The 21,409-nt window shown below is 56.1% G+C and carries 18 protein-coding genes and 1 tRNA gene; all 19 read left to right on the forward strand.

Going from position 1 to position 21,409, the window contains the following annotated elements:
- Positions 1 to 3 precede the first annotated feature (3 nt).
- Positions 4 to 1,020 (forward strand): HAD-IIA family hydrolase, encoded by a 1,017-nt coding sequence (locus tag IY73_RS07850; protein WP_053962588.1) that lies wholly within the window; start codon positions 4 to 6, stop codon positions 1,018 to 1,020.
- Complete coding sequence (locus IY73_RS07855; protein ID WP_053962589.1) at positions 1,005 to 1,223, forward strand: hypothetical protein; 219 nt, start codon at positions 1,005 to 1,007, stop codon at positions 1,221 to 1,223. The genes IY73_RS07850 and IY73_RS07855 overlap by 16 nt, the downstream gene beginning before the upstream one ends.
- A 30-nt stretch (positions 1,224 to 1,253) precedes the next feature.
- The gene (locus tag IY73_RS07860) at positions 1,254 to 2,147 is read left to right on the forward strand and encodes a TlyA family RNA methyltransferase (RefSeq protein WP_053962590.1); all 894 of its coding nucleotides are present in this window, start codon (positions 1,254 to 1,256) and stop codon (positions 2,145 to 2,147) included.
- Positions 2,147 to 3,109: an NAD kinase gene (locus tag IY73_RS07865; RefSeq protein ID WP_053962591.1), complete on the forward strand. Its 963-nt coding sequence runs from the start codon at positions 2,147 to 2,149 to the stop codon at positions 3,107 to 3,109. The genes IY73_RS07860 and IY73_RS07865 overlap by 1 nt, the downstream gene beginning before the upstream one ends.
- A gap of 9 nt (positions 3,110 to 3,118) precedes the next feature.
- A complete protein-coding gene (gene recN / locus IY73_RS07870) occupies positions 3,119 to 4,921 on the forward strand; it encodes a DNA repair protein RecN (RefSeq protein ID WP_053962592.1) in 1,803 nt (600 codons plus the stop codon).
- 51 nt (positions 4,922 to 4,972) lie between these two features.
- The gene (steA, locus tag IY73_RS07875) at positions 4,973 to 6,154 is read left to right on the forward strand and encodes a putative cytokinetic ring protein SteA (protein WP_053962593.1); all 1,182 of its coding nucleotides are present in this window, start codon (positions 4,973 to 4,975) and stop codon (positions 6,152 to 6,154) included.
- A gap of 38 nt (positions 6,155 to 6,192) precedes the next feature.
- Positions 6,193 to 6,996, forward strand: a complete 804-nt coding sequence (locus IY73_RS07880; RefSeq protein ID WP_053979168.1) for a copper transporter — start codon at positions 6,193 to 6,195, stop codon at positions 6,994 to 6,996.
- Positions 6,997 to 7,085: 89 nt separating this feature from the next.
- Complete coding sequence (locus tag IY73_RS07885) at positions 7,086 to 8,822, forward strand: CTP synthase (protein WP_082345639.1); 1,737 nt, start codon at positions 7,086 to 7,088, stop codon at positions 8,820 to 8,822.
- A gap of 43 nt (positions 8,823 to 8,865) precedes the next feature.
- Entirely contained in the window at positions 8,866 to 9,504 is a 639-nt protein-coding gene (locus tag IY73_RS07890; RefSeq protein ID WP_053962595.1) for an NUDIX domain-containing protein, read from the forward strand.
- A gap of 27 nt (positions 9,505 to 9,531) precedes the next feature.
- On the forward strand, positions 9,532 to 10,461 hold the full coding sequence (locus IY73_RS07895; protein ID WP_053979169.1) for a site-specific tyrosine recombinase XerD: 930 nt from the start codon (positions 9,532 to 9,534) through the stop codon (positions 10,459 to 10,461).
- Positions 10,462 to 10,494: 33 nt separating this feature from the next.
- Positions 10,495 to 11,397, forward strand: coding sequence for a ParA family protein (locus IY73_RS07900; RefSeq protein WP_053962597.1), 903 nt, complete (start codon positions 10,495 to 10,497; stop codon positions 11,395 to 11,397).
- A gap of 3 nt (positions 11,398 to 11,400) precedes the next feature.
- Positions 11,401 to 12,189 (forward strand): segregation and condensation protein A, encoded by a 789-nt coding sequence (locus tag IY73_RS07905; RefSeq protein WP_053979170.1) that lies wholly within the window; start codon positions 11,401 to 11,403, stop codon positions 12,187 to 12,189.
- 19 nt (positions 12,190 to 12,208) lie between these two features.
- Positions 12,209 to 12,907, forward strand: a complete 699-nt coding sequence (gene scpB / locus IY73_RS07910) for an SMC-Scp complex subunit ScpB (RefSeq protein ID WP_053962599.1) — start codon at positions 12,209 to 12,211, stop codon at positions 12,905 to 12,907.
- 127 nt (positions 12,908 to 13,034) lie between these two features.
- The gene (locus IY73_RS07915; protein ID WP_237023737.1) at positions 13,035 to 14,048 is read left to right on the forward strand and encodes a pseudouridine synthase; all 1,014 of its coding nucleotides are present in this window, start codon (positions 13,035 to 13,037) and stop codon (positions 14,046 to 14,048) included.
- Positions 14,045 to 16,255, forward strand: coding sequence for a bifunctional cytidylate kinase/GTPase Der (gene der / locus IY73_RS07920; RefSeq protein WP_053979172.1), 2,211 nt, complete (start codon positions 14,045 to 14,047; stop codon positions 16,253 to 16,255). Before IY73_RS07915 ends, der begins: the two co-directional genes overlap by 4 nt.
- A gap of 127 nt (positions 16,256 to 16,382) precedes the next feature.
- Positions 16,383 to 16,456: transfer RNA gene (locus tag IY73_RS07925), tRNA-Pro, on the forward strand.
- Positions 16,457 to 16,747: 291 nt separating this feature from the next.
- Positions 16,748 to 19,066, forward strand: a complete 2,319-nt coding sequence (gene secA2 / locus IY73_RS07930) for an accessory Sec system translocase SecA2 (protein WP_053979173.1) — start codon at positions 16,748 to 16,750, stop codon at positions 19,064 to 19,066.
- 58 nt (positions 19,067 to 19,124) lie between these two features.
- Positions 19,125 to 20,465, forward strand: a complete 1,341-nt coding sequence (gdhA, locus tag IY73_RS07935) for an NADP-specific glutamate dehydrogenase (protein WP_053962603.1) — start codon at positions 19,125 to 19,127, stop codon at positions 20,463 to 20,465.
- 115 nt (positions 20,466 to 20,580) lie between these two features.
- Complete coding sequence (locus IY73_RS07940) at positions 20,581 to 21,378, forward strand: CDP-alcohol phosphatidyltransferase family protein (RefSeq protein ID WP_053979174.1); 798 nt, start codon at positions 20,581 to 20,583, stop codon at positions 21,376 to 21,378.
- Positions 21,379 to 21,409 lie beyond the last annotated feature (31 nt).

Below are 21,409 nucleotides of genomic sequence, written 5' to 3' on the forward strand. Positions count from 1 at the left end.
TTAGTGATAACGTCCAACTACGACTGCTATCTCGTTGACCTGGACGGCACTGCGAACGTTGGCGACCTTCCCATCCCGCATGCCGTCACAGCACTTAATGCGCTAGGGGATCGTGTCGTCTTTGTGACCAACAATGCCTCCCGTTCCCCCGAAACAGTGGCACAACGTCTTACTCGCATCGGATACCGTACCGACCCTCGGCACATCCTCACGAGTGCACAATTAGCATGTCAATTGCTTCGCGAAGAGCTCGCCCCCGGCACGGAAGTTCTTGTTCTGGGAGCTCCCTACCTCGAAGAACTTATTCGTCAATCCGGATTCGTGACAGTGCGAGACGAAACTCCAGTCACTGGAGCCGTCGTACAAGGACATTGTGACGACACTGGATGGCGGGAGCTCTCCTCGGCAGCCCGTGCTATTCGACAAGGCGCACGTTATTTTGCGACAAACCGCGATACGAGTCTTCCCAGTGAGCGTGGTTTGAACGTTGGTAATGGCGCAATGGTGGGCGCCGTCGAGATTTCCACCGGTGTACGAGCCACGACTGCAGGGAAGCCGTCCCCCAGAAGTATGCAACAGGCTGCTCATCTCGTCGGTGGACAGCACGCTCTAGTCATTGGCGATCGGCTGGATACCGATATTGAGGGCGGGGTCAACGCAGGATATGACACGCTTTGCGTCCTGACCGGAGTCATCACCGTCCCCGATATCTGTAACGCAGCGCTGTCGCAGCGCCCCACATTTGTACTACCCAATCTCAGCTTCATTGCAGAAATTCTGACAGTGGATACTCGGCTGCGTCTCGACACTATGCCTACCTCATATTCCTCCTCTCTTGTTGAATTGGAGATCGACACGCAGGGGAAAGCCATCGTGCACTTTCCCGACCATGCGGCGACATCGCGAGACAAGCTTGCCGCTCTCATCCACCAGGCATGGCACAATAACCACTATGTGTACACCATCGTCGGGGCAACCGCGGACGATATGAAGGAGATCCGCACATGGAAGAATCTGTGACTCCACCGACCCCAGCAACAGTGGCAGCTCATGTACATGGTTTCTCTGGAATGACCCCGGATACGGTACGCCAGGAAGTGGCGGACTATTTGTCCGCAACTGTTGAGAATGCTGACGACATCGCAAGTGTTGTAGAGATTTTCGGAGCTGCGCACGATGTGTTGACGAATGCTCTCGATGCCGTCGAAGACGAACTGGACTAGTCTCGCGTACTCAAGGAAGAAGGAAAGTATATGGCGCCTCGTCTCCGCGCCGACGCAGAATTAGTGCGCCGCAAACTTGCCCGCTCCCGCGAGCACGCCGCAGAGCTGATCAAGACGGGTCGAGTGACGTGCAACGGTCTCCCGGTGAAAAAACCTGCCAGTATCGTCGACCCTAATGCGGCCCTCCTCGTCGAAGAGTTGGAAGAATACAAATGGGCTAGTCGTGGCGCACATAAACTGCTTGGTGCGCTGGACGCATTCGGGCCGCAAGGCTTAACTGTAGCGGGGAAACGCTGCCTTGACGCGGGTGCCTCAACAGGGGGATTCACCGATGTGCTGCTTGCACATGATGCCGCACATGTTATCGGAGTTGATGTTGGGTACGGACAAATGGTGTGGAGGCTACAAAGCGATCCACGGGTCACAGTGCTCGATCGTACCAATGTCCGCTCTATTAACGCTGATGTCCTTGGGGGGCCGGTAGACCTCGTAGTGTCGGACCTTTCCTTTATCTCCTTAACATTGGTCCTTGAGGCTTTATTGGCCTGCTGTACGCAGGGTACCCAGATGATGCTGATGGTGAAACCGCAGTTTGAAGTTGGAAAACACAACGTTGGAGCGGGGGGAGTAGTGCGCGATCCCGCACAGCGCCACGCTGCGATATGCCAGGTTGCACAGCGAGCTCTCGAACTTGGAATGGGTATTCGGGACATTGCCGCGTCTCCACTTCCAGGACCATCTGGGAATGTCGAGTACTTCCTGTGGATTGACGCGCACCCTTCTCCAACCACCTCGATCGGGCCTGGTAAAGAGCCTGATCAGCAGCAGGGTAAGATGCCATTGTGTATCCTGGGTACGAATGAGAAAGCACTATCCGAGTTAGCTGCCCTTGCAGCTAGTGCAGTAGAAAAGGGACCCCAGTAATGTCGGAGTCACAGCCCCCTACGCGCAGCCATACAGGTTTTGTTCCCAACCGTGTGCTCATCGTCGGATACTCCTATGATGCCCCCCAGATCGCCACTGAGGTCGCTGACTATTTGCGCAGCAAAGGTATTAGCAGCAGCATTCTCGACAAAGACCCCTGGAATGAGCCGCCGGGTGCTTACTCAGCATCCATTATCGATGGTGCACGCACTATTGCCGCCTCAAGTGATCTCATTATTGTGTTAGGAGGCGACGGAAGTTTCTTGCGCGGTACCGATTTGGCGCATGGAGCGGACATCCCGCTGATCGGTATCAATATGGGGCACGTTGGCTTCTTAGCAGAGTTGGAAGCCGATCATATTTGGGATGCTCTTGACAGACTTGTCGAAGGGAACTTCACCATCGAAGACCGGATGACCATAGACGTGGATGTTATTTCCGGTGATCGAGTGCGTACAGGAAGCTGGGCTATTAACGAACTCAGTTTGGAAAAGGCGAGCCACCGAGGCATTCTCGAGGCAACCTTGGCTATAGATAATCGGCCGGTATCGAGCTATGCCTGTGATGGAATGTTCGTATCCACCCCAACTGGCTCGACCGCCTACGCCTTCTCCGCAGGGGCCCCAGTAGTGTGGCCTCAGATGGATGCAATGCTTGTTATGCCGAATAACGCACATGGTCTCTTCACCCGTCCCCTCGTTGTTTCTCCCGACTCTCTGGTGACCATTGATGTAAACTGTGGCCGCGGTCTAGCGATGGCTTATCTCGACGGTTACCGCGGAATACGAGTGGAACATGGGGAACGGATTCTCGCCCGCAAAGGATCCCGCCCAGTTCGTATGATTCGCCTCGACACCAGCCCATTTGCGGACAAACTTGTGCGGAAGTTTCATCTTCCGGTAAAGGGATGGCGCGATGTTTTACGCCATACAGCCCCCCACAAAAATGATCCCATCGGTTAACCTAGCGTTGTGTTAAGCGAACTACGGATCACCAACCTTGGCGTCATCGCGGAGACAGACGTCGAACTACATAATGGTCTCACTGTTATCACTGGCGAAACTGGCGCAGGCAAGACAATGCTAGTCTCCTCCCTCCAGCTTCTCACTGGGCAGCGTGCTGATTCTTCAAAGGTGCGGCATACAGCCCCCGGGGAGACCAGCGAGGCACGCGTGGAGGGCCGTTTCGAGGCCGCTGCTCTTCCCTCCGGGGTAGCTGACCAGACGCGTAGTGTGGTCACGGAATGCGGGGCACAAGCGGATGATGATGGATCTGTTATTGTACTGCGCACCGTGCGATCTGATGGACGGTCCCGCGCGCACCTCGGAGGACGTAGTGTACCTGCCGGTACATTAGCGAGTTTTGCGCAGCCCCTCCTTGCCATTCATGGTCAACATGACCAGCTTCGGCTGCTAAATTCACGCCAACAGCGGGAGGCTCTCGACCGTTTTGGGGGAGACGAGGTTCGTGACCTGCTGTCGTCGTATCGTACCGTGTGGCATCACTGGCGTGAACGTAGCCGCGAGTTACACGAACGGCAAACGCAAGGTCAACAGCGTGCGCGTGAGTTCGCACAGCTGACACAGGCTGTTGATGAGATTGAGAAGGCAGCACTCTGTGCAGGCGAAGACTACCAATTACAAGAAGATATTCGACGGCTGATGGACGCAGACGAGCTGCGAGAAACAGCGAGCCGTGCGAATTATCTTCTCAGTGGAGATGCCGCATTTCTGGCGGTGGCTGACCAGCAGCCAGGGTGTGGCGTAGAGAACCCACCGGCAGCGATTGACGCAGTAGGTCAGACGCGCGATGCACTGCACAATAGTAGTGATTCGACACTGCATGACTGGTCTGAACGACTTGATGAAGCACTTTCTATTATTGAGGATGTTTCCTCAGATCTTCATGCTTACTTAGAGGAATTGAATGTCGACCCAGCTGTGCTGGAGGAGAAACTAGCACGTCAGGCGATGGTGAAGGCCATTGTTCGGAAGTATGGTGTTGACGTCGACGCTGTGCTGCGCTGGAAAGATGAGGCAGAATCACGTATTGCGGAACTCGATACGTCTGAAACGACACTCGATGAGCTTCGGGATGAGGTTGCAGTCCTACGCGATGAGCTGCGTGATGTGTCCCGCGCATTAACATCAGCTCGGAAAAAAGCTGCACGGCGTCTACAACATTCGGCTACCGCTGTTCTACATACCTTGGCCATGGAGAAAGCGAACTTCAGCATTACTGTCGCACCTCTTGCCGGCGTTGACGCACGTGCTGATAGTGCCCGTAGTTTTGCGGATTCCGGTGCTGACGATGTGACCTTCCTGCTGGCGGCTAACGCGGGAGCCACCCCACAGCCCATTGCGAAAGCTGCCTCCGGAGGTGAGCTTTCTCGTGTGATGCTGGCACTTGAAGTGGTTCTTGCCCAAGACGACTATGGTCGCACACTCATTTTCGATGAGGTCGATAGCGGTATCGGCGGTTCTACGGCGCTAGAGATTGGCCGTTGTCTTTCCCGCTTAGCTCGCATCCACCAGGTTTTAGTGGTGACGCATCTGCCGCAGGTCGCAGCGTTTGCAGATCATCACCTCACCGTTACTAAAGATAATTCGGGTACATCAGCGGAGACAACAGTCGTAGATCTCGACGATGAGGCACGCATTGCTGAGTTAGCGCGGATGCTGGCGGGAATGGGGGACACGGAAACAGGTAAAGCACATGCGAAAGAACTGTGGGCAACCGCATCGAGCCTAAAAAGCGCTGATTGGCCGACCTAAACTCGGCGCGCCTCTCTCCATCCAGGCACTCGTTCCGAAATAATGGCAAATATGAAGTGGCCTTTTTCCCGTTCCGATAAGAACCCTGATCCTGGCATCGCCGGAATTGCACGCGTCGATAGCTCGGTAGCCCGTGTGCTGCGACGTGTCGAGCCTGGAGATATCGTTGTCATCAACGAACCGGATCTCACTCAAGCTGCAGCAGAAGACCTTATCGCAGCTGGAGTGGTAGGCGTCATTAATGCTTCCCCGGCACTGTCCCACACCTATCCCACCTACGGAACGCTAGTTCTGCTACAGGCTGGAGTAGCTGTAGTAGACCAAACTGGAGTGGACGTCTTCGACGGGGTCCGCGATGGCCGGACACTGTCGATGGATGCAGGCACCATCTGGGTAAAAGGTGAAGCAGTTGCACATGGTAATGCCCTCACGCTTCCCGCTGTTTCCCAGCAGATTGAGGATCGTCGGACTCGGGTTAATGATCAGCTGGCCGCGTTCGCCGGTAATACTGCAGAATTTTTGAGGACGGAATCACCCCTACTTCTCGAAGGAATGGGAGTTCCCGAAATTGACTGCGACATGGCCGAACGAAAGGTTGTCATCGTCAGCTGCAGCGAGTCAAGTGCTGCCGAGCTGGAATCGATCCGGTGGTTCATCAAAAAGAATAAACCGGTTTTGGTGGGAGTAGGTGCAGGCGCAGAACTTCTCGTTGATGCCGGCTATAAGCCAGATCTTCTGTTGGGGGACCCCCACACTATGACTAATGAAACACTGCAATGCGGTGCACAGCTCGTCCTCCCCGCTGCCCCTGATGGACACGCCGAAGGTCTGGAACGTGTCCAGGACCAGGGAGTTTCTGCCATTACCTTTCCCGCGGTAGCAGATGCAGAGGAACTTGCCCTCCTCTTGGCAGACTACGGTGAGGCCTCCCTCGTTGTGTCAGTTGGGCTGACCATGACATTGCAAGACTTCCTGGACCCGGACTCTATGAGTACCGGCGCGGCAGCTTTCCTCACTCGCCTGAAAGTTGCCCATTGCCTGGTTGATGCACAAGCACTGAGCTCGCTTCGCCCCGACCAGTCCGTGAGCTGGTGGGCCGTCCTACTAGCGCTACTTAGCACCGCCTTTGCGACCCTGGTGGTCTACCTGTATGGGTTCCCCGAGACCGCGGGGGCATCCACCATTATCGATAACTGGAATAGCTTCGCGACAACGGTCCAAGGCTGGTTCTAACCGCACCACCTCCGCAGAACTCTAAGGGAAGACGCATTATGAAAAAGGGAAACGGAATCGCACTCAGTATCGCTGCGGTGTGTATTGCGCTGGGCGCGGGCATCATTACCGGGGGAACGTTGGTAGCGCCACAAGGTTCGCAAATGGGCACGGCCGCACATGTCACAGAAGAAGCTGTACCAGAGGTCCCTGCACGCGCACTTGCTGGCCGAAAAGTCCTCATTATCGCGACACCTGCAGCCAACCGTGACACTGTTGCAGTCATACAAAAGCAGGTGACGGCAGCTGCAGGCCGGGTGACGGGACTTATTACCCTAACCCCTAAGTTTACTGCCACCGAAAACGATGCTGAGCTGTCCACTCTCATCACCAACGCCCTGCCCCAAGGGATTGAGCTTCCCACCGATCGAGATCAGAATTCTGGTCGGCTGACTGGAGTTATTGTGGGCTCCTTGGCCGACAAACCCAACAATCCGGTGGGGGATGAAGCACGATCTGCGTTCATGGATCGACTTGCTGCCAACGGATTCATCACCCAGGATAGCTTCTTGGGTAAAGCCAACTCGGCCATCCTTATTTCCGGCGGTGCAGCTAACGGAGCTGCCCCTAACTCTGAGGACGGCGCGCGTGGGGTCACTATTGCGAAAGTTGGACAGGGCCTGGCGGAGTGCAAAGTGCCTACCGTTGTGGCAGGTGCTGCGGGTGCCGAACAGGTGAACGGTCCGCTCTCCGCAGCACGGATGCTGACTGTGAAAGGGCTCGCTACCGTGACCAACGCCAACAAGAAATCCGGCCAGGCAAACATTGTGTTACGAGTTACTGAGCTTACTCAAGGAATGTGACCGGCATAACTTTTCCATGCTAGCCTGAAATCCCGTAGGAAAAATGTGTTCTCTGCGAGAGACACACTCAACATACGGGAGTTCTCGTGCTGAATAGCAAAACCGCCAAACGCGCATGCAAGCACATCATTGTCACCGGCGGCGTCGTTTCGTCCCTCGGAAAAGGTCTGTCCGCCGCTAGCCTGGGGCAACTTCTCATTTCCCGCGGCCTCTCCGTAACCATGCAGAAGCTAGATCCGTACCTCAACGTTGACCCGGGTACCATGAACCCCTTCCAGCACGGGGAAGTCTACGTCACCGAAGACGGTGCAGAAACAGACCTTGATCTAGGTCACTACGAACGCTTCCTCAACGTCCCAATGTCGCAGCGAGGGAACATCACCACCGGACGTATCTACACCAACGTTATCGCCAAAGAACGGCGTGGTGGCTACCTCGGTGGAACCGTACAGGTCATTCCGCACATCACAGATGCCATCAAAGAAGCCATTCTCGCTATGGAAGAGCCAGACGAGAATGGTGTGGCACCCGATGTCGTCATCTCCGAAATTGGTGGCACCGTTGGTGACATCGAGTCGCAGCCATTCCTCGAAGCGGTGCGCCAGCTGCGTCATGATGTCGGCCGCGAGAACATCTTCTACATGCACTGCGCTCTCGTCCCCTACATCGCCCCCTCCGGCGAACTCAAGACCAAACCCACCCAACACTCTGTCGCCACCCTGCGCAGCATTGGTATCGTGCCCGACGCACTTGTGCTTCGTGCCGACCGCCCGGTTCCCACTCCGCTCAAAGAGAAGATCGCTCGTATGTGCGACGTCGACGAAGAAGGAGTTGTCTCCTGCCCAGATGCCCCGTCGATCTATGACATCCCCAAAGTCATTTATGACGAAGGCCTCGATACCTACGTCATCCGTAAACTAGGTCTGCCCTTCCGCGATGTTGACTGGACAATTTGGGGCGATTTGCTCGACCGCGTCCATAACCCCCAGCGTGACGTCACTATCGCCGTCGTTGGCAAATACATCGATCTCCCCGATGCCTACCTCTCCGTTATCGAAGCCGTCCGTGCCGGTGCCTTTGCCGAGCACGCAAAAGCTCATATCAAATGGGTTCCCGCCGATGAATGCGAAGATCCCGCAGCAGCAGCTGTACTCTTCTCCGATGTCGACGGCATTGTCGTCCCCGGGGGTTTTGGTGTTCGCGGCATCGAAGGAAAAATTGGCACCATCCGCTACGCACGCGAGCAGAAGATTCCGCTCCTCGGTCTGTGTCTTGGTCTGCAATGCGTCGTCCTCGAAGCAGCCCGGGCTGCCGGAATTACCGACGCATCCTCCACAGAGTTTGATCCCAACACCGCTCACCCCGTTATCCATACCATGGCCGACCAGGAAGACATCGTAGCTGGACATGCCGATATGGGGGGCACGATGCGCCTCGGCTCCTACCCGGCGGTACTCAAAGATGGCTCAATTGTCGCAGAAGCATACGGCACAACCTCTATTACGGAGCGGCACCGTCACCGTTTTGAAGTTAACAACTCATACCGCGATGACGTCGAGAGCGTGGGCCTGCATATTTCTGGAACCAGCCCAGATGGCACACTGGTAGAGTTCGTCGAATATGACCGTTCGATTCACCCCTTCCTGGTCGCCACCCAAGCCCACCCCGAATACAAGTCGCGGCCTACACAACCGCATCCGCTGTTCCACCAGCTCGTCGTTGAAGCGTTGCGCTATCATCAGGACAAAGACGGCGTTACCACAAACGATACCCTTGCTTCTCCGGAAGGCGACACCACTGACATCGCCCCAGATGTAGCGGAGTGACTCGTTTACGCTGACGGCAGGACAGCCCCGCAAGGAGGCCACCATGGCTACTGCACCTGGATCGCATGACTTCACAGTCATTGACTCAGAAACCCTCTACCAGGGTGCAATACTGGCGCTTCGGAAAGATCACGTACGCATGCCGGGTGGTGGTAGAGCGGCGCGAGAAGTGGTGGAGCATTTCGGGGCGGTCGCAATAGTAGCCCTCAACGACAAAAGGGAGATCCTCCTGGAACGCCAATACCGGCATCCGGTAGCGCGCCGTCTCTGGGAACTTCCCGCCGGCATCCTCGACATTCCCGGAGAAAGCCCACTTACGGCGGCACAGCGCGAACTCCAGGAAGAGACCGCGTACGCCGCTCACCACTGGTGGGTCATTGCCGACACCATCACGTCACCTGGGTTCGCGGATGAGTCCGTTCGTATCTTCCTCGCGCGTGGCCTCTACCAGGTGGAGCGGCCAACACCAGAACAAGAAGAAGCTGATATGGAGCTTCAGTGGGTACCGTTGCAGCAGGCTGTGCAGCGCGTCTTCTCTGGCGACATCATCAACAGCATTGCAGTGGCGGGCATTCTCGGAGTGTCCCAGTGCCTCGCGGCGGGTGGAGAGGAGATCCTGCGGCCTGCCGATGCGGAGTGGGATTCGCGGGCATGGCGTTTCGCACAACGCCGCGATAGCTAGCACGGACACTGATGGAAGGAAGCACTCATGGTAGACCTCGCCAGCCAGGTAGAGGCATACTTCGATTTTCTTACCGTCGAACGAGCTGCCTCCCACAACACGCTACAAGCCTATCGGCGTGATATTGACCGCTATGCTGCGTTTCTCGCGCTCTATCCGATCACCAACCTTGCAGACGTCACGCAAAGCCATGTTGAAGAGTTCCGTGATTCTCTCATCACTGGAGATAACCGGCTAGGGTGTGCACCCCTAGCGACCAGCTCGGCTGCGCGCATTATGGTGTCTATTCGAGGTCTCCATAAGTTTGCGTTGCGAGAAGAATTTACCGTTACCAACCCGGCAGCCATGGTGGCACCCCCCAAACCCCCGCAGCGTCTCCCAAAAGCACTGCCCGTTGACACAATTCTCCGACTCCTAGAAGGTGCAGGAGATGGATTCTCCCCGGATCCGGTGCGAGCGCTACGCGACCGCGCACTGCTGGAGCTGCTCTATACCACTGGAGCTCGCATCTCCGAGATCACGGGACTCGATATTGGTGATCTGGATGTCGAGAACGCCGCCGTGCTGCTCCACGGAAAGGGCGATAAAGAACGCATTGTGCCGGTAGGCGGACCTGCCCTGCGTTCCTACCAGGAATATGTGGTGCGCTCTCGTCCTACTCTGTCTCGCGGGAAAACCCACGCCGTGTTCTTGAATCTGCGGGGCGGCCGGCTGAGCCGACAAAGTGCCTGGCAGATTATCCAGGAAGCAGCGAAACGAGCGCAGATCACTGACGATGTTTCGCCGCACACCTTACGCCACTCCTTCGCCACTCACATGCTCGAAGGCGGTGCAGATGTGCGTGTGGTCCAGGAATTGTTAGGGCACTCTTCGGTAACTACCACACAGCTCTATACGATGGTGACAGCGGAATCTTTACGAGAGGTTTGGGCAGAGGCTCATCCCCGAGCACGGTAGGCTGGTAGGGAAAAGGGAAAGGAGAACTCCACCATGGCAGTTCGGTCGCAGGAGCCTGAGAAGGGCAGTGCCGACGACGGCGCGACGAGCGGGTCCGAAAAAATCGGCCCCACTGGGCGACCACTTCGCACAATCCCCACCCCGCAGCCAAAGACAAAGCATGGCCCTGCCGTTGTGCTCTCCATGTGCAACCAAAAAGGGGGAGTCGGCAAAACCACGTCCTCCATTAACCTGGGAGCATCGCTCGCCGAGGCCGGACGCCGTGTATTGCTTGTCGATCTCGATCCACAAGGCGCGCTCTCGGCAGGCTTGGGAATCCAAAGTTATGACCTGGACACAACGGTCTACAACTTACTGGTGGACAACTCCGTGAGCGTCGATGAGGTTATTGTACGTACCCGCACCGAAAACCTTGATGTCATCCCCGCTAATATTGATCTTTCTGCCGCTGAGATTCAGCTTGTCTCAGAAGTGGGGCGGGAACAGTCCCTTTACCGGGCTATTTATCCGGTGATGGATCGCTATGACTACATTTTGGTGGACTGCCAGCCGTCCCTCGGTCTCCTTACCGTTAATGCCCTAGCGTGCTCCGACGGAGTCATCATCCCGATGGAGTGCGAGTTTTTCTCCATGCGTGGTCTTGCCCTTCTTACCGACACTATGGATAAAGTCCGCTCTCGCCTCAATCCACGACTGTCCCTTACCGGCATCCTCGTCACCCTCTATGATGGTCGTACTCTGCATGCGCGGGACGTAATGGCGCGTCTCATGGAAGCCTTTGGCGATACCGTGTTCGAAACTGTCATCACGCGTACAGTCCGGTTCCCTGAAACCTCGGTGGCTGGTGAACCTATCATTACATGGGCTTCCTCCTCACCCGGTGCACAGCAATACCGACAGCTTGCAGCGGAAGTTATTGAACGAATTGAGCGCTAAGCGGTGAGCGACGATGGTTTCCGGCTTCACCTCAGGAACTTCGAAGGTCCGTTTGATCTGCTCCTCCAGCTGATTCAAGATCGCAAACTCGACATCACCGAGGTGGCGCTGCACAAAGTAACAGATGAGTTCATCGCGTATACCCGCAGCCTCAGCGAAGAAAAAGGCCTTGATGCTGTCACCGAATTCCTGGTCGTAGCAGCGACCCTTCTCGACCTCAAAACTGCACGATTGCTCCCGCAAGGCGACATGGTCGACCCTGCCGATCTGGAACTGTTGGAAGCCCGCGATCTGCTTTTCGCCCGCCTCTTCCAATACAAAGCCTTCAAAGAAGTCGCCCAACTCTTCGCCCGCTGGCAGCAGGATGCCCCGCATCGCTATGCCCGCTCAGTCGCTCCCGAAGAACGCTTTCTTCATCTCCTCCCACCCGTTTCATTGGGTATGAACGCTACAGCGTTCTCCCAACTGGCAGCCGTTGCTTTCCGCCCCAAACCTGTGCCCAGCGTTAGTACCACACACGTGCACATTCCTGTTGTCTCTGTGGAACATGAAGCGCGTCTCGTTCTGCGTGCCCTCTCCCAACTCCAACTGGGAGACCGCATGGAGTTCCGCCAGCTGGTGGCGGACTGTTCGCAAAGCATGACAGTCGTGGGGCGTTTTCTCAGTCTGCTCGAGCTCTACCGGCTCAAGGCGGTCGATTTTGAGCAGGAGGAGCCACTCGGAGATCTTTACGTCGAGTGGACGGGGAAACCCTTTGATGAAGATTCCCTCAAGAAGGTGATGGGGGAGTAGGAGAGAAGCAGTGACGACCATGGATAACTATGACCACGCTAGCGATGCGTTACACACTAGTTTGCGAGGTGCTATCGAGGCGGTTGTGCTTGTTGTTGATAGCCCCATCAGCGCCGACGATCTGGCCGACGTGGTGGACAGTGACGCAGACACCGTCACACAAATCCTCCATCAATGGGCGGACGAACTTACTGCTGCCCAGAGCGGTATCGATCTGCGGGAAATGCCGGAAGGATGGCGGCTCTACACCCGCGCTGACTACGCACCCTACGTTGAAAAAGTTCTTCTCGAAGGAGCGCGTGGCACGCTCTCACGACAAGCACTGGAAACCCTCGCAGTGGTCGCCTATCGGCAGCCTGTCACCCGCTCACAGGTGTCAGCAGTACGTGGGGTTAATGTTGATGGAGTTATGCGTACGCTACAAGCGCGTGGACTCATCGTCGACAATGGGCGGGATCCCGAAACCGGCGGCATGCTCTTCTGTACCACCTCGCTCTTCCTCGAAGAGCTTGGGCTAACCACTCTTACCGCTCTCCCGGACCTGGCTCCACTGCTGCCGGCGGTAGAACGCATTGATGAGATTGACGACGAAGTACGGCAGACTGTTGAAGCTCGCCGGGTTAAAACCACCTCATCCGATAGTGAACCTGCTGCCGCAGGCGATCCGACAAAGAGCGCTGAACCGGGGCAGGAAGACGCGGATACTACTGCCCAGTGACGTCACACCCCTAGTACACCTCGCATAATTCGAGTCCGCGGCCGGTTCTATGACAAAATGGGAAAGACACTAGCGTCGCGTCGACAAGGACCGAGGCTTGATTGGATCATTGAGAAAAGAGAACATTGTGAACCGACCCGCTCGCCGTGATGGCACACCGGCAAGGAAGAATCGCCAGGAAACCTCTGGCCGTGCCGTTAAAAATTCTTCTCAACCCGCCCACTTTTCTCGTTCTGCACAGCAGAAGCGCACCTCCGCATCCAGAAAAACTCGTTCGACCGGAATCGTTACTCCGCAACGAGGTAACAAGAACCCGTTGCCCCGTACATCTTCTGCCCGACCAAGCCGCCACCAGATGGTGACGCCAGACAACCCAGTCAACGTACAGGACCCGTCACCGCGTTGCCCCCAGGAGATTCGCCTACAGAAGTACCTGGCGCAGGCTGGGGTAGCCTCCCGCCGCGTCTCAGAAGAGCTCATTGCCGCCGGTCGCGTACAGGTGAATGGTGAGGTTGTGCGACAGCAAGGGGTCAAAGTCAACCCCGCAAATGCGATTGTCCACGTTGACGGAGAACGTGTCATCGCCCGCGAAGAACACGTTTATCTAGTGTTGAACAAGCCACGCGGCTACCTCTCCACCATGGCCGATGACCAGGGACGCCCGTGCGTCGGAGACATCGTCGCTGAACGCGTCCACGCTGGCCAGCGGCTCTTCCACGTGGGAAGGCTGGATCAAGACACGGAAGGCCTGCTCCTTCTGATGAACGACGGAGAACTGGCGCACAGGCTGATGCATCCCTCCTATGAGGTACCCAAAACCTATCTCGCTACAGTACGAGGAGTCATGGGACAACGCGATGCCCGCAAACTGCGACAGGGGATCGTCCTCGACGACGGCCCTATTGCTGCCGATGAGCTACAGATCATGGACACCCTCGATGGGAAGACGTTGCTCCGCGTTGTCGTTCATGAAGGACGTAACCGGATCGTACGTCGCATGCTCGCCGAAATCGGATTCCCCGTTATCGAGCTTGTACGGACCCGGTTGGGCGGAGTAACCCTGGGGAATCAACGCTCAGGTTCCCTTCGCAAACTCTCCAGTAAAGAAGTCGCATCACTCTATGAGGCGGTTCACCTATGACTCTCTACATTGCTGTTGATGGCCCCAGTGGTGCTGGCAAATCCACAGTGTGCCGTGCAGTTGCCCGCGAGTTGGGAATGGCCTACCTCGATACGGGTGCTATGTATCGCATCATCACTCTTGCAGCTCTCCGGGCTGGTCTCACCCCAGACCAATCCCCGGCGATTATCGATCTTCTCGACTCCATCGATATTTCGGTGTCAGCAGACCCTGAAGCAACACGTTTCTACCTCAATGAGGAGGACGTTACGGCGGAGATTCGGGAAGGTGAGGTAACGGCACAGGTGTCCGCCGTCTCCGCTATCCCAGAAGTCCGTGAAAGACTCGTCGAGCTGCAGCGTGAGCTCGCTCGCACCGGCAATGGTGCGATCGTCGACGGTCGGGACATCGGAACAGTCGTGTTGCCCGATGCGCCACTGAAGATCTTCCTCACCGCTTCTCCGGAGGAACGCGCGCGTCGTCGCGTAGTGCAGGACCGTGCCGAAGGACGCGAGGCACACTTCGACGATGTTCTCGCTTCCGTAATTGCCCGTGACAAAGCAGACTCGACCCGTGCAGTCTCACCTTTGCGCAAAGCCGAGGACGCGATTGTCGTTGACTCCACAGGGAATGAATTTCCGCAGACGGTGGCGATCATCACCCAGCTTGCCCGCGAGATACAGTTCACACAACCGCACACTGCACGTGACACACAGGAGGCAACGACGGTGGAGCCCACCGAGGATCTGAATGAGACTGGCGATGCGGCATGGGACAACAGTAATGACGCTCTATCAGCGCAGCATTACGATGCTGACCTCGATGAGTATGATGAGTCCAATGAAGAAGCCTGGGAACGCCTCGCTGCAAAGTACCTGGCTGAGGAGGAAGAACACCGCGGTTATGACGAGGAACTGCTCCCTGTCGTCGCGGTCGTCGGTCGGCCGAATGTGGGAAAGTCGACACTCGTTAATCGTTTCATTGGCCGGCGGGAAGCTATCGTCGAAGACTTCCCGGGAGTCACACGCGACCGCAACTCCTACGAAGCGCTCTGGAATGGACGTCGCTTTATGGTGACCGACACCGGTGGTTGGGAACCCGACGCCAAAGGTATGCACAAAGAGATCGCGAACCAAGCAGAACGTGCAATGAAGACGGCAGATGTTATCGTGCTCGTCGTCGATGCGACAGTTGGTGTCACCATCACCGATGAAATCGTGGCGCGGAGTCTCTTACGATCTGACATCCCCGTTTTGGTTGCTGCCAACAAATCCGACTCGCCCAATGCTGACGGTGACGCTGCTGAATTCTGGGCACTTGGTCTTGGTGAACCACACCCCATCTCCAGCTTGCATGGTCGCGGCGCTGCCGACCTTCTCGATGAGATTGTCGAACTTCTCCCGGAGCATCCACGCCGGGGAGAAACCTCCCTGTCCGGAGTGCGACGCGTTGCCCTTGTCGGCAAACCGAATGTTGGTAAAAGCTCGCTTCTTAATAAGCTCTCTGGCGATAGTCGTTCGGTTGTCGATGATGCCTCTGGCACGACCGTAGACCCGGTGGACTCGATCGTGGAATTAGATGGTCGCTTGTGGCACTTCGTTGATACGGCTGGTCTGAGGAAGCGAGTAGGACAGGCACAAGGGCATGAGTATTACGCTTCATTGCGAACAACGGCTGCCATTGAAGCCGCAGAAGTCGTCATTATGCTCATTGACGCGTCCCAGCCCATCACTGAGCAAGACCAGAGAGTGGTTAATATGGTGCTCGATGCCGGGCGTGCCGTCATTCTGGCCTACAACAAGTGGGACCTTGTGGATGAGGATCGCCGCTACGAGTTGGAACGGGAGATTGAGCGTGACCTCAAACAGTTGAGCTGGGCCAAACGCGTGAATATCTCTGCCACCACGGGACGCGCATTGCAGAAACTGGTGCCAGCTATTGATGAGGCACTGGAGAGTTGGGACAAGCGCATTTCGACAAGCCAGCTGAACCAGTGGCTGAACGAGGTCGTTGCTGCGACTCCGCCGCCGATGCGTGGCGGACGCCTACCCCGAGTCCTCTTCGCCACACAGGCTGCCACACGCCCCCCCACTTTCGCTCTGTTCACCACGCGTTTCCTGGAAGCTGGCTACCGTCGTTTCCTGGAGCGGAAACTGCGGGAGAGTTTTGGTTTCACTGGTTCGCCTATCCGTATCAGTGTACGGGTTCGTGAAAAACGCCGGAAATAGGGGAGCGCAGCCACTGCATATCCTTTGTGACAACTCCAAATGTTCATATGGAAATAACTGTCTTGCAGGCGATTGGGAAAATTACTGCTTGTCGTTATAAGGTATAGGAGCTGTTGCAGACAGCGGACGGGCTATGGCGCAGTTTGGTAGCGCACTTGACTGGGGGTCAAGGGGTCGTGGGTTCAAATCCCGCTAGCCCGACAATGAGAACACCGGTCCGCGGAAGTGGGCCGGTGTTCTGAATATTTGGGAAAATTCTGGTGGTGTTCGACTACTGAAAAAGGTCCTGAGGCGTCATCACGCAGATAGCGGAGCAGCCTCAGCATCATTTCATCTGGTTCTTATCTGTCGAGCACATCAATGCCGCCAAAAGAATCCCTCAAATCATTCTTAGAAATGTCGTTTTCTCTTCCATATCGCTAAACTAGATCCGTACCCTGGCAACGCGGGAGACGCTCAGCACCCAGCGGGAGCGACACACGGGGCCAGTAGATCGACAGAAGAGGAGTGCCCGTGAAAGGCTTCGGAAAGTTCTGGAAACTCTTAGGAGCTTCGACCTCAAAGAACCAAGCCGAGGCTGAATCCGCAGTCTCTCTTTCTCGGGACTTCGATGAATGGGCAGCCTCGCTTGCCGACGAGGACTTCGCTGACGCAGCACACGAGCTTGACTTGCTCTCAGACGAAGCGCCGGAATACTCGAAATTCTTCGCGTTGGTAAGGGAAGCGGCTGATCGAAGCTTGGGGCTTCGACCGTTTGACGTCCAGTTGGAAGGCGCGCTGCGATTGCTCGAAGGCGACGTCATCGAGATGGCCACTGGCGAGGGTAAAACTCTTTCGGGTGCCATCGCCGCCGTGGGCTACGCCCTGGGTGGTCACGCCGTCCACGTTATCTCTGTCAACGATTATCTAGCCCGCCGCGACTCCAATTGGATGGAGCCGCTTTTTCATATTCTGGGCTTGCATTCTGGTTGGATCAACGAATCCTCGACTCGCGCTGAGCGGGAAGCCGCCTACGCCTGTGACATCACCTACGCACCCGTCAACGAAATTGGATTCGACGTACTGCGCGACCAACTCGTTACCCACGAGGGGCAACTCTTGGCGCCTCGTGCAGATGTTGCAATCGTTGACGAAGCCGACTCCGTGCTGGTCGACGAAGCCCTTGTGCCGCTAGTTCTGGCAGGCTCCACAGCTGGGGAGATTCCCTCCGAAGATGTCGTTGACATCGTGAAACAACTCCAGCTGCATCGCCACTACGAGACGGATGCAGAAAAGCGCAACATCTACCTCACCGATGAGGGATCGCGTTTTATCGAGAAACAGCTCGGCGGTATCAACCTTTACGATGATGAGCACGTCAGCACCACTCTGGTCCAGGTGAACGTCGCTCTGCATGCTCACGTACTGCTGCAACGCGATGTGCACTACATTGTCCGCGGTGACGAGGTGAAACTTATCGATGCTTCGCGAGGCCGCGTCGCTGAATTACAGCGTTGGCCCGACGGTCTACAAGCAGCCGTGGAAGCGAAGGAAGGTTTGCCGATTTCCGAAGCTGGTGAAGTCCTTGACACTATCACCGTACAGGCGCTCATCGGGCGCTACTCGACAGTATGCGGTATGACCGGTACGGCTATCGCCGCGGGCGAACAGTTCCGCCGCTTCTATGACCTTGCAGTATCGCCTATCGAACCGAACACGCCGTGTATCCGTGTCGACGAAAAAGATCGTGTCTACGACACCGCTGCGAACAAACAGGCCGCCATTATTGTTTTCATCAAGAGCGTGCACGAGAAAGGGCAACCCATTCTGGTGGGAACCCAAAACGTGGCAGAATCTGAAGCCCTCGCAGCTGAACTGGCTGCAGAAGGGCTCACTTGCAATGTGTTGAACGCTAAGAATGACGCTGCGGAAGCTTCGGTAATTGCCGAAGCCGGAGCATACGGAGCTATCACCGTGTCGACGCAGATGGCTGGGCGTGGAACCGACATCCGCCTGGGCGGCTCGGACGAAGCGGACCGACCCAAGGTGGTGGACGTGGGAGGTCTTTGCGTCATCGGTACTTCCCGTTACCGTACTGAGCGACTCGACAACCAGCTGCGTGGTCGCTCTGGTCGACAAGGGGACCCTGGTATGAGCGTCTTCTTTGCCTCCATGGAGGATGAACTGGTCGCCACTGGCGCCCCCGATGCAAAATGGCCGGGAGCGACAGACCGCGCTGGTCTTTTCACTACTCCAAAGGCACTACGGCTCGTTAACCACGCACAACGTGTCACTGAGGGGCAGATGCTGGATATCCACGCCTATACCTGGCGGTACTCCCGTTTGGTGGCAGACCAGCGAGCCATTGTCTCCGAACAGCGTGACCGTATCCTCGCCACAAATGTGGCGTCCGAATACATTGCCTCGCATTGCTCTGACAAGTGGAGCGAGGTAACGGCCAAGTTCTCTGTAGAAGACGCAGATCAACTTGCGCGTAATATCATGCTCTTCCACCTTGACCGTGGGTGGGCTGACCACCTGGCCTACTTAGATGACGTGCGGGAGAGTATCCACCTGCGCGCACTAGGACGCCAGAACCCGCTGGATGAATACCACCGTATCGCCATCGAGGCCTTTGAAAACTTCATTGAGCGTGCTGAAATTCGCGCCGAGGAAGCATTCAATAAGCTAGATCTGTCAACCGGCCTCCCCGACCTCGAGCTTGCTGGCATGGCACGTCCGTCCACAACCTGGACGTACATGGTGCACAGCAATCCGCTCGCACAAGACGGAGATACTGGATTCTCTAGCTTGGGCGGAGTATTCCGCTAACACAAGCCGATGAGCCCGCGGGACTCATCACACAACACACAACACGAAAGGCACCCCCATGCCAAGTACTCGGCTGCAGGAAGTCTACTCGACCCTGGTTGCTAACAACCCGGGCGAAAGTGAATTCCACCAGGCTGCGAAGGAAGTTCTCGAATCGCTTGAACCGGTCATCAAAGAACATCCTGAATACACGGACCGGGCACTCCTGGAACGCATTATTGAACCGGAACGCCAGATCATCTTCCGTGTTCCGTGGATGGACGACAAGGGCGAATACCACGTCAACCGTGGCTATCGTGTCGAATTCTCCAGCGCACTCGGCCCCTACAAAGGTGGTCTCCGCTTCCACCCCTCCGTCAACCTCGGCATCATCAAGTTCCTGGGCTTTGAACAGATCTTCAAGAACTCCCTCACTGGCCTTTCTATGGGTGGCGGCAAAGGCGGCTCCAACTTTGACCCGAAGGGCAAGTCCGACGACGAAATTATGCGGTTCTGCCAGTCCTTCATGACCGAGCTGCAGCGTCACATCGGTGAAAACGTCGACGTTCCAGCTGGCGATATCGGTGTTGGCGGTCGCGAAATTGGCTACATGTACGGTCAGTACAAGCGTATTCGCAACAGCTTTGATGCGGGTGTTCTCACCGGCAAAGGTATTAACTGGGGCGGCTCGCTGGTTCGTACCGAAGCAACCGGCTATGGCTTGGTGTACTTCGCAGCCGAAATGCTGAAGGACGCTGGCACCAACATGGATGGCAAGAAGGTCATTGTGTCCGGTGCGGGAAACGTCGCCATCTACGCCATTGAGAAGCTCCAGGAACTCGGTGCAGACGTTATCACTGCGTCCGACTCCTCAGGTTACGTGTACGATCCTGATGGCCTCGATCTTGATCTGCTGAAGCAGGTCAAGGAAGTCGAACGCGGCCGTATCAAGGATTACGCGGACAAGCGCCCCAGTGCGACCTTCGTCTCCGACGGCTCCATCTGGGACGTTGAATGTGACGTCGCCCTGCCGTGCGCTACGCAAAACGAACTCGATGGCGACGCAGCTGCCAAGCTCGTGAAGAACGGCACCAAGTTTGTTGCCGAAGGTGCCAACATGCCCTGCTCTCCGGAGGCCATCGACGTCTTCAATGCGGCGGGGGTTCGGTTTGCCCCCGGTAAGGCTTCCAACGCTGGCGGTGTCGCTACCTCCGGCCTGGAAATGGAACAAAACGCCGCTCGTAGTCACTGGTCCTTCGACCAGGCGGATCAGCGCCTCCACAAGATCATGGTGGATATTCACGACACCTCGATCGAAACCGCTGAAAAGTATGGTTTCCCGGACAACTACATGATCGGCGCGAATATCGCCGGCTTTATTAAGGTTGCCGATTCCATGATTGATATGGGTGTTATCTAGATAATAGAAGTAACCCTCTGTCTTCACGATGGGCGGTACATGGCGTATCCCATGGCGTTGTGTACCGCCCATTCGACAAGAACTTCTCACGATAGATATAAAGAAGGTGGCCGCCGTGGCAGCTGCTCGTAAACGAGATCGAAAACTTGAACTAGATAGTGAGCGCGTTCATGAGATTCTGCGCGATGCTGTCGATCTCGAACCAGTTGTTGACGGTCATAAGGCACTGGCAGTACCACCGGACATTAAACGCGACGTTCCCCCGCCTCCACCTCTTCCTGAAGAAGAGTCCGTTGACCCCGCATCTCTTCGTGTCTTTACGGTCCCCAACCTTATTAGCCTGATTCGTCTTTTTTTGGTACCAGTCTTTGTTTGGTTGCTGGTGGGGAAGCACGATTACATCATGGCTTTTGTGGTCCTTATCATCGTCGGTGTGAGTGATTGGGCAGATGGGAAGATCGCCCGTTTCTGGCATGTAGAATCCAAGATCGGTACGTATCTGGACCCCGCGGCAGACCGGCTGATGACGGTTGCTGTTCCTATCTCCATGGCGATCGTCGGCTTTATTCCGTGGTGGATGGTCATCATCATCGTCTGCCGTGATGCATTTCTAGCTGGAATGATCTTTGTGTATGAACGCCGTGGGCTTCGCATGTCGGTCATTTACCTTGGCAAACTTGCCACCGCTAGTCTGATGGTGGCGTTCCCCATGTTGTTGTTGGCATATTTGCCAGTATCGTGGAACGACTGGGTGATGCCTCTTGCTTGGGCCATTTTCATTTGGGCATTTGCCCTCTACATTTGGACAGGAATTCTTTATGTCTATCGTGGATATCTGCTGTTCAAGAAGGTTCCGGTGTTGACTCCAGAAGAGAAGGCACAGTGGCAGGAGGACAAGCGGATTCTGCGGTAGAGAGGCCTTAATCTGACGGCGATTTAGGGAC

Source organism: Lawsonella clevelandensis (assembly GCF_001293125.1).
GTDB lineage: Bacteria > Actinomycetota > Actinomycetes > Mycobacteriales > Mycobacteriaceae > Lawsonella > Lawsonella clevelandensis.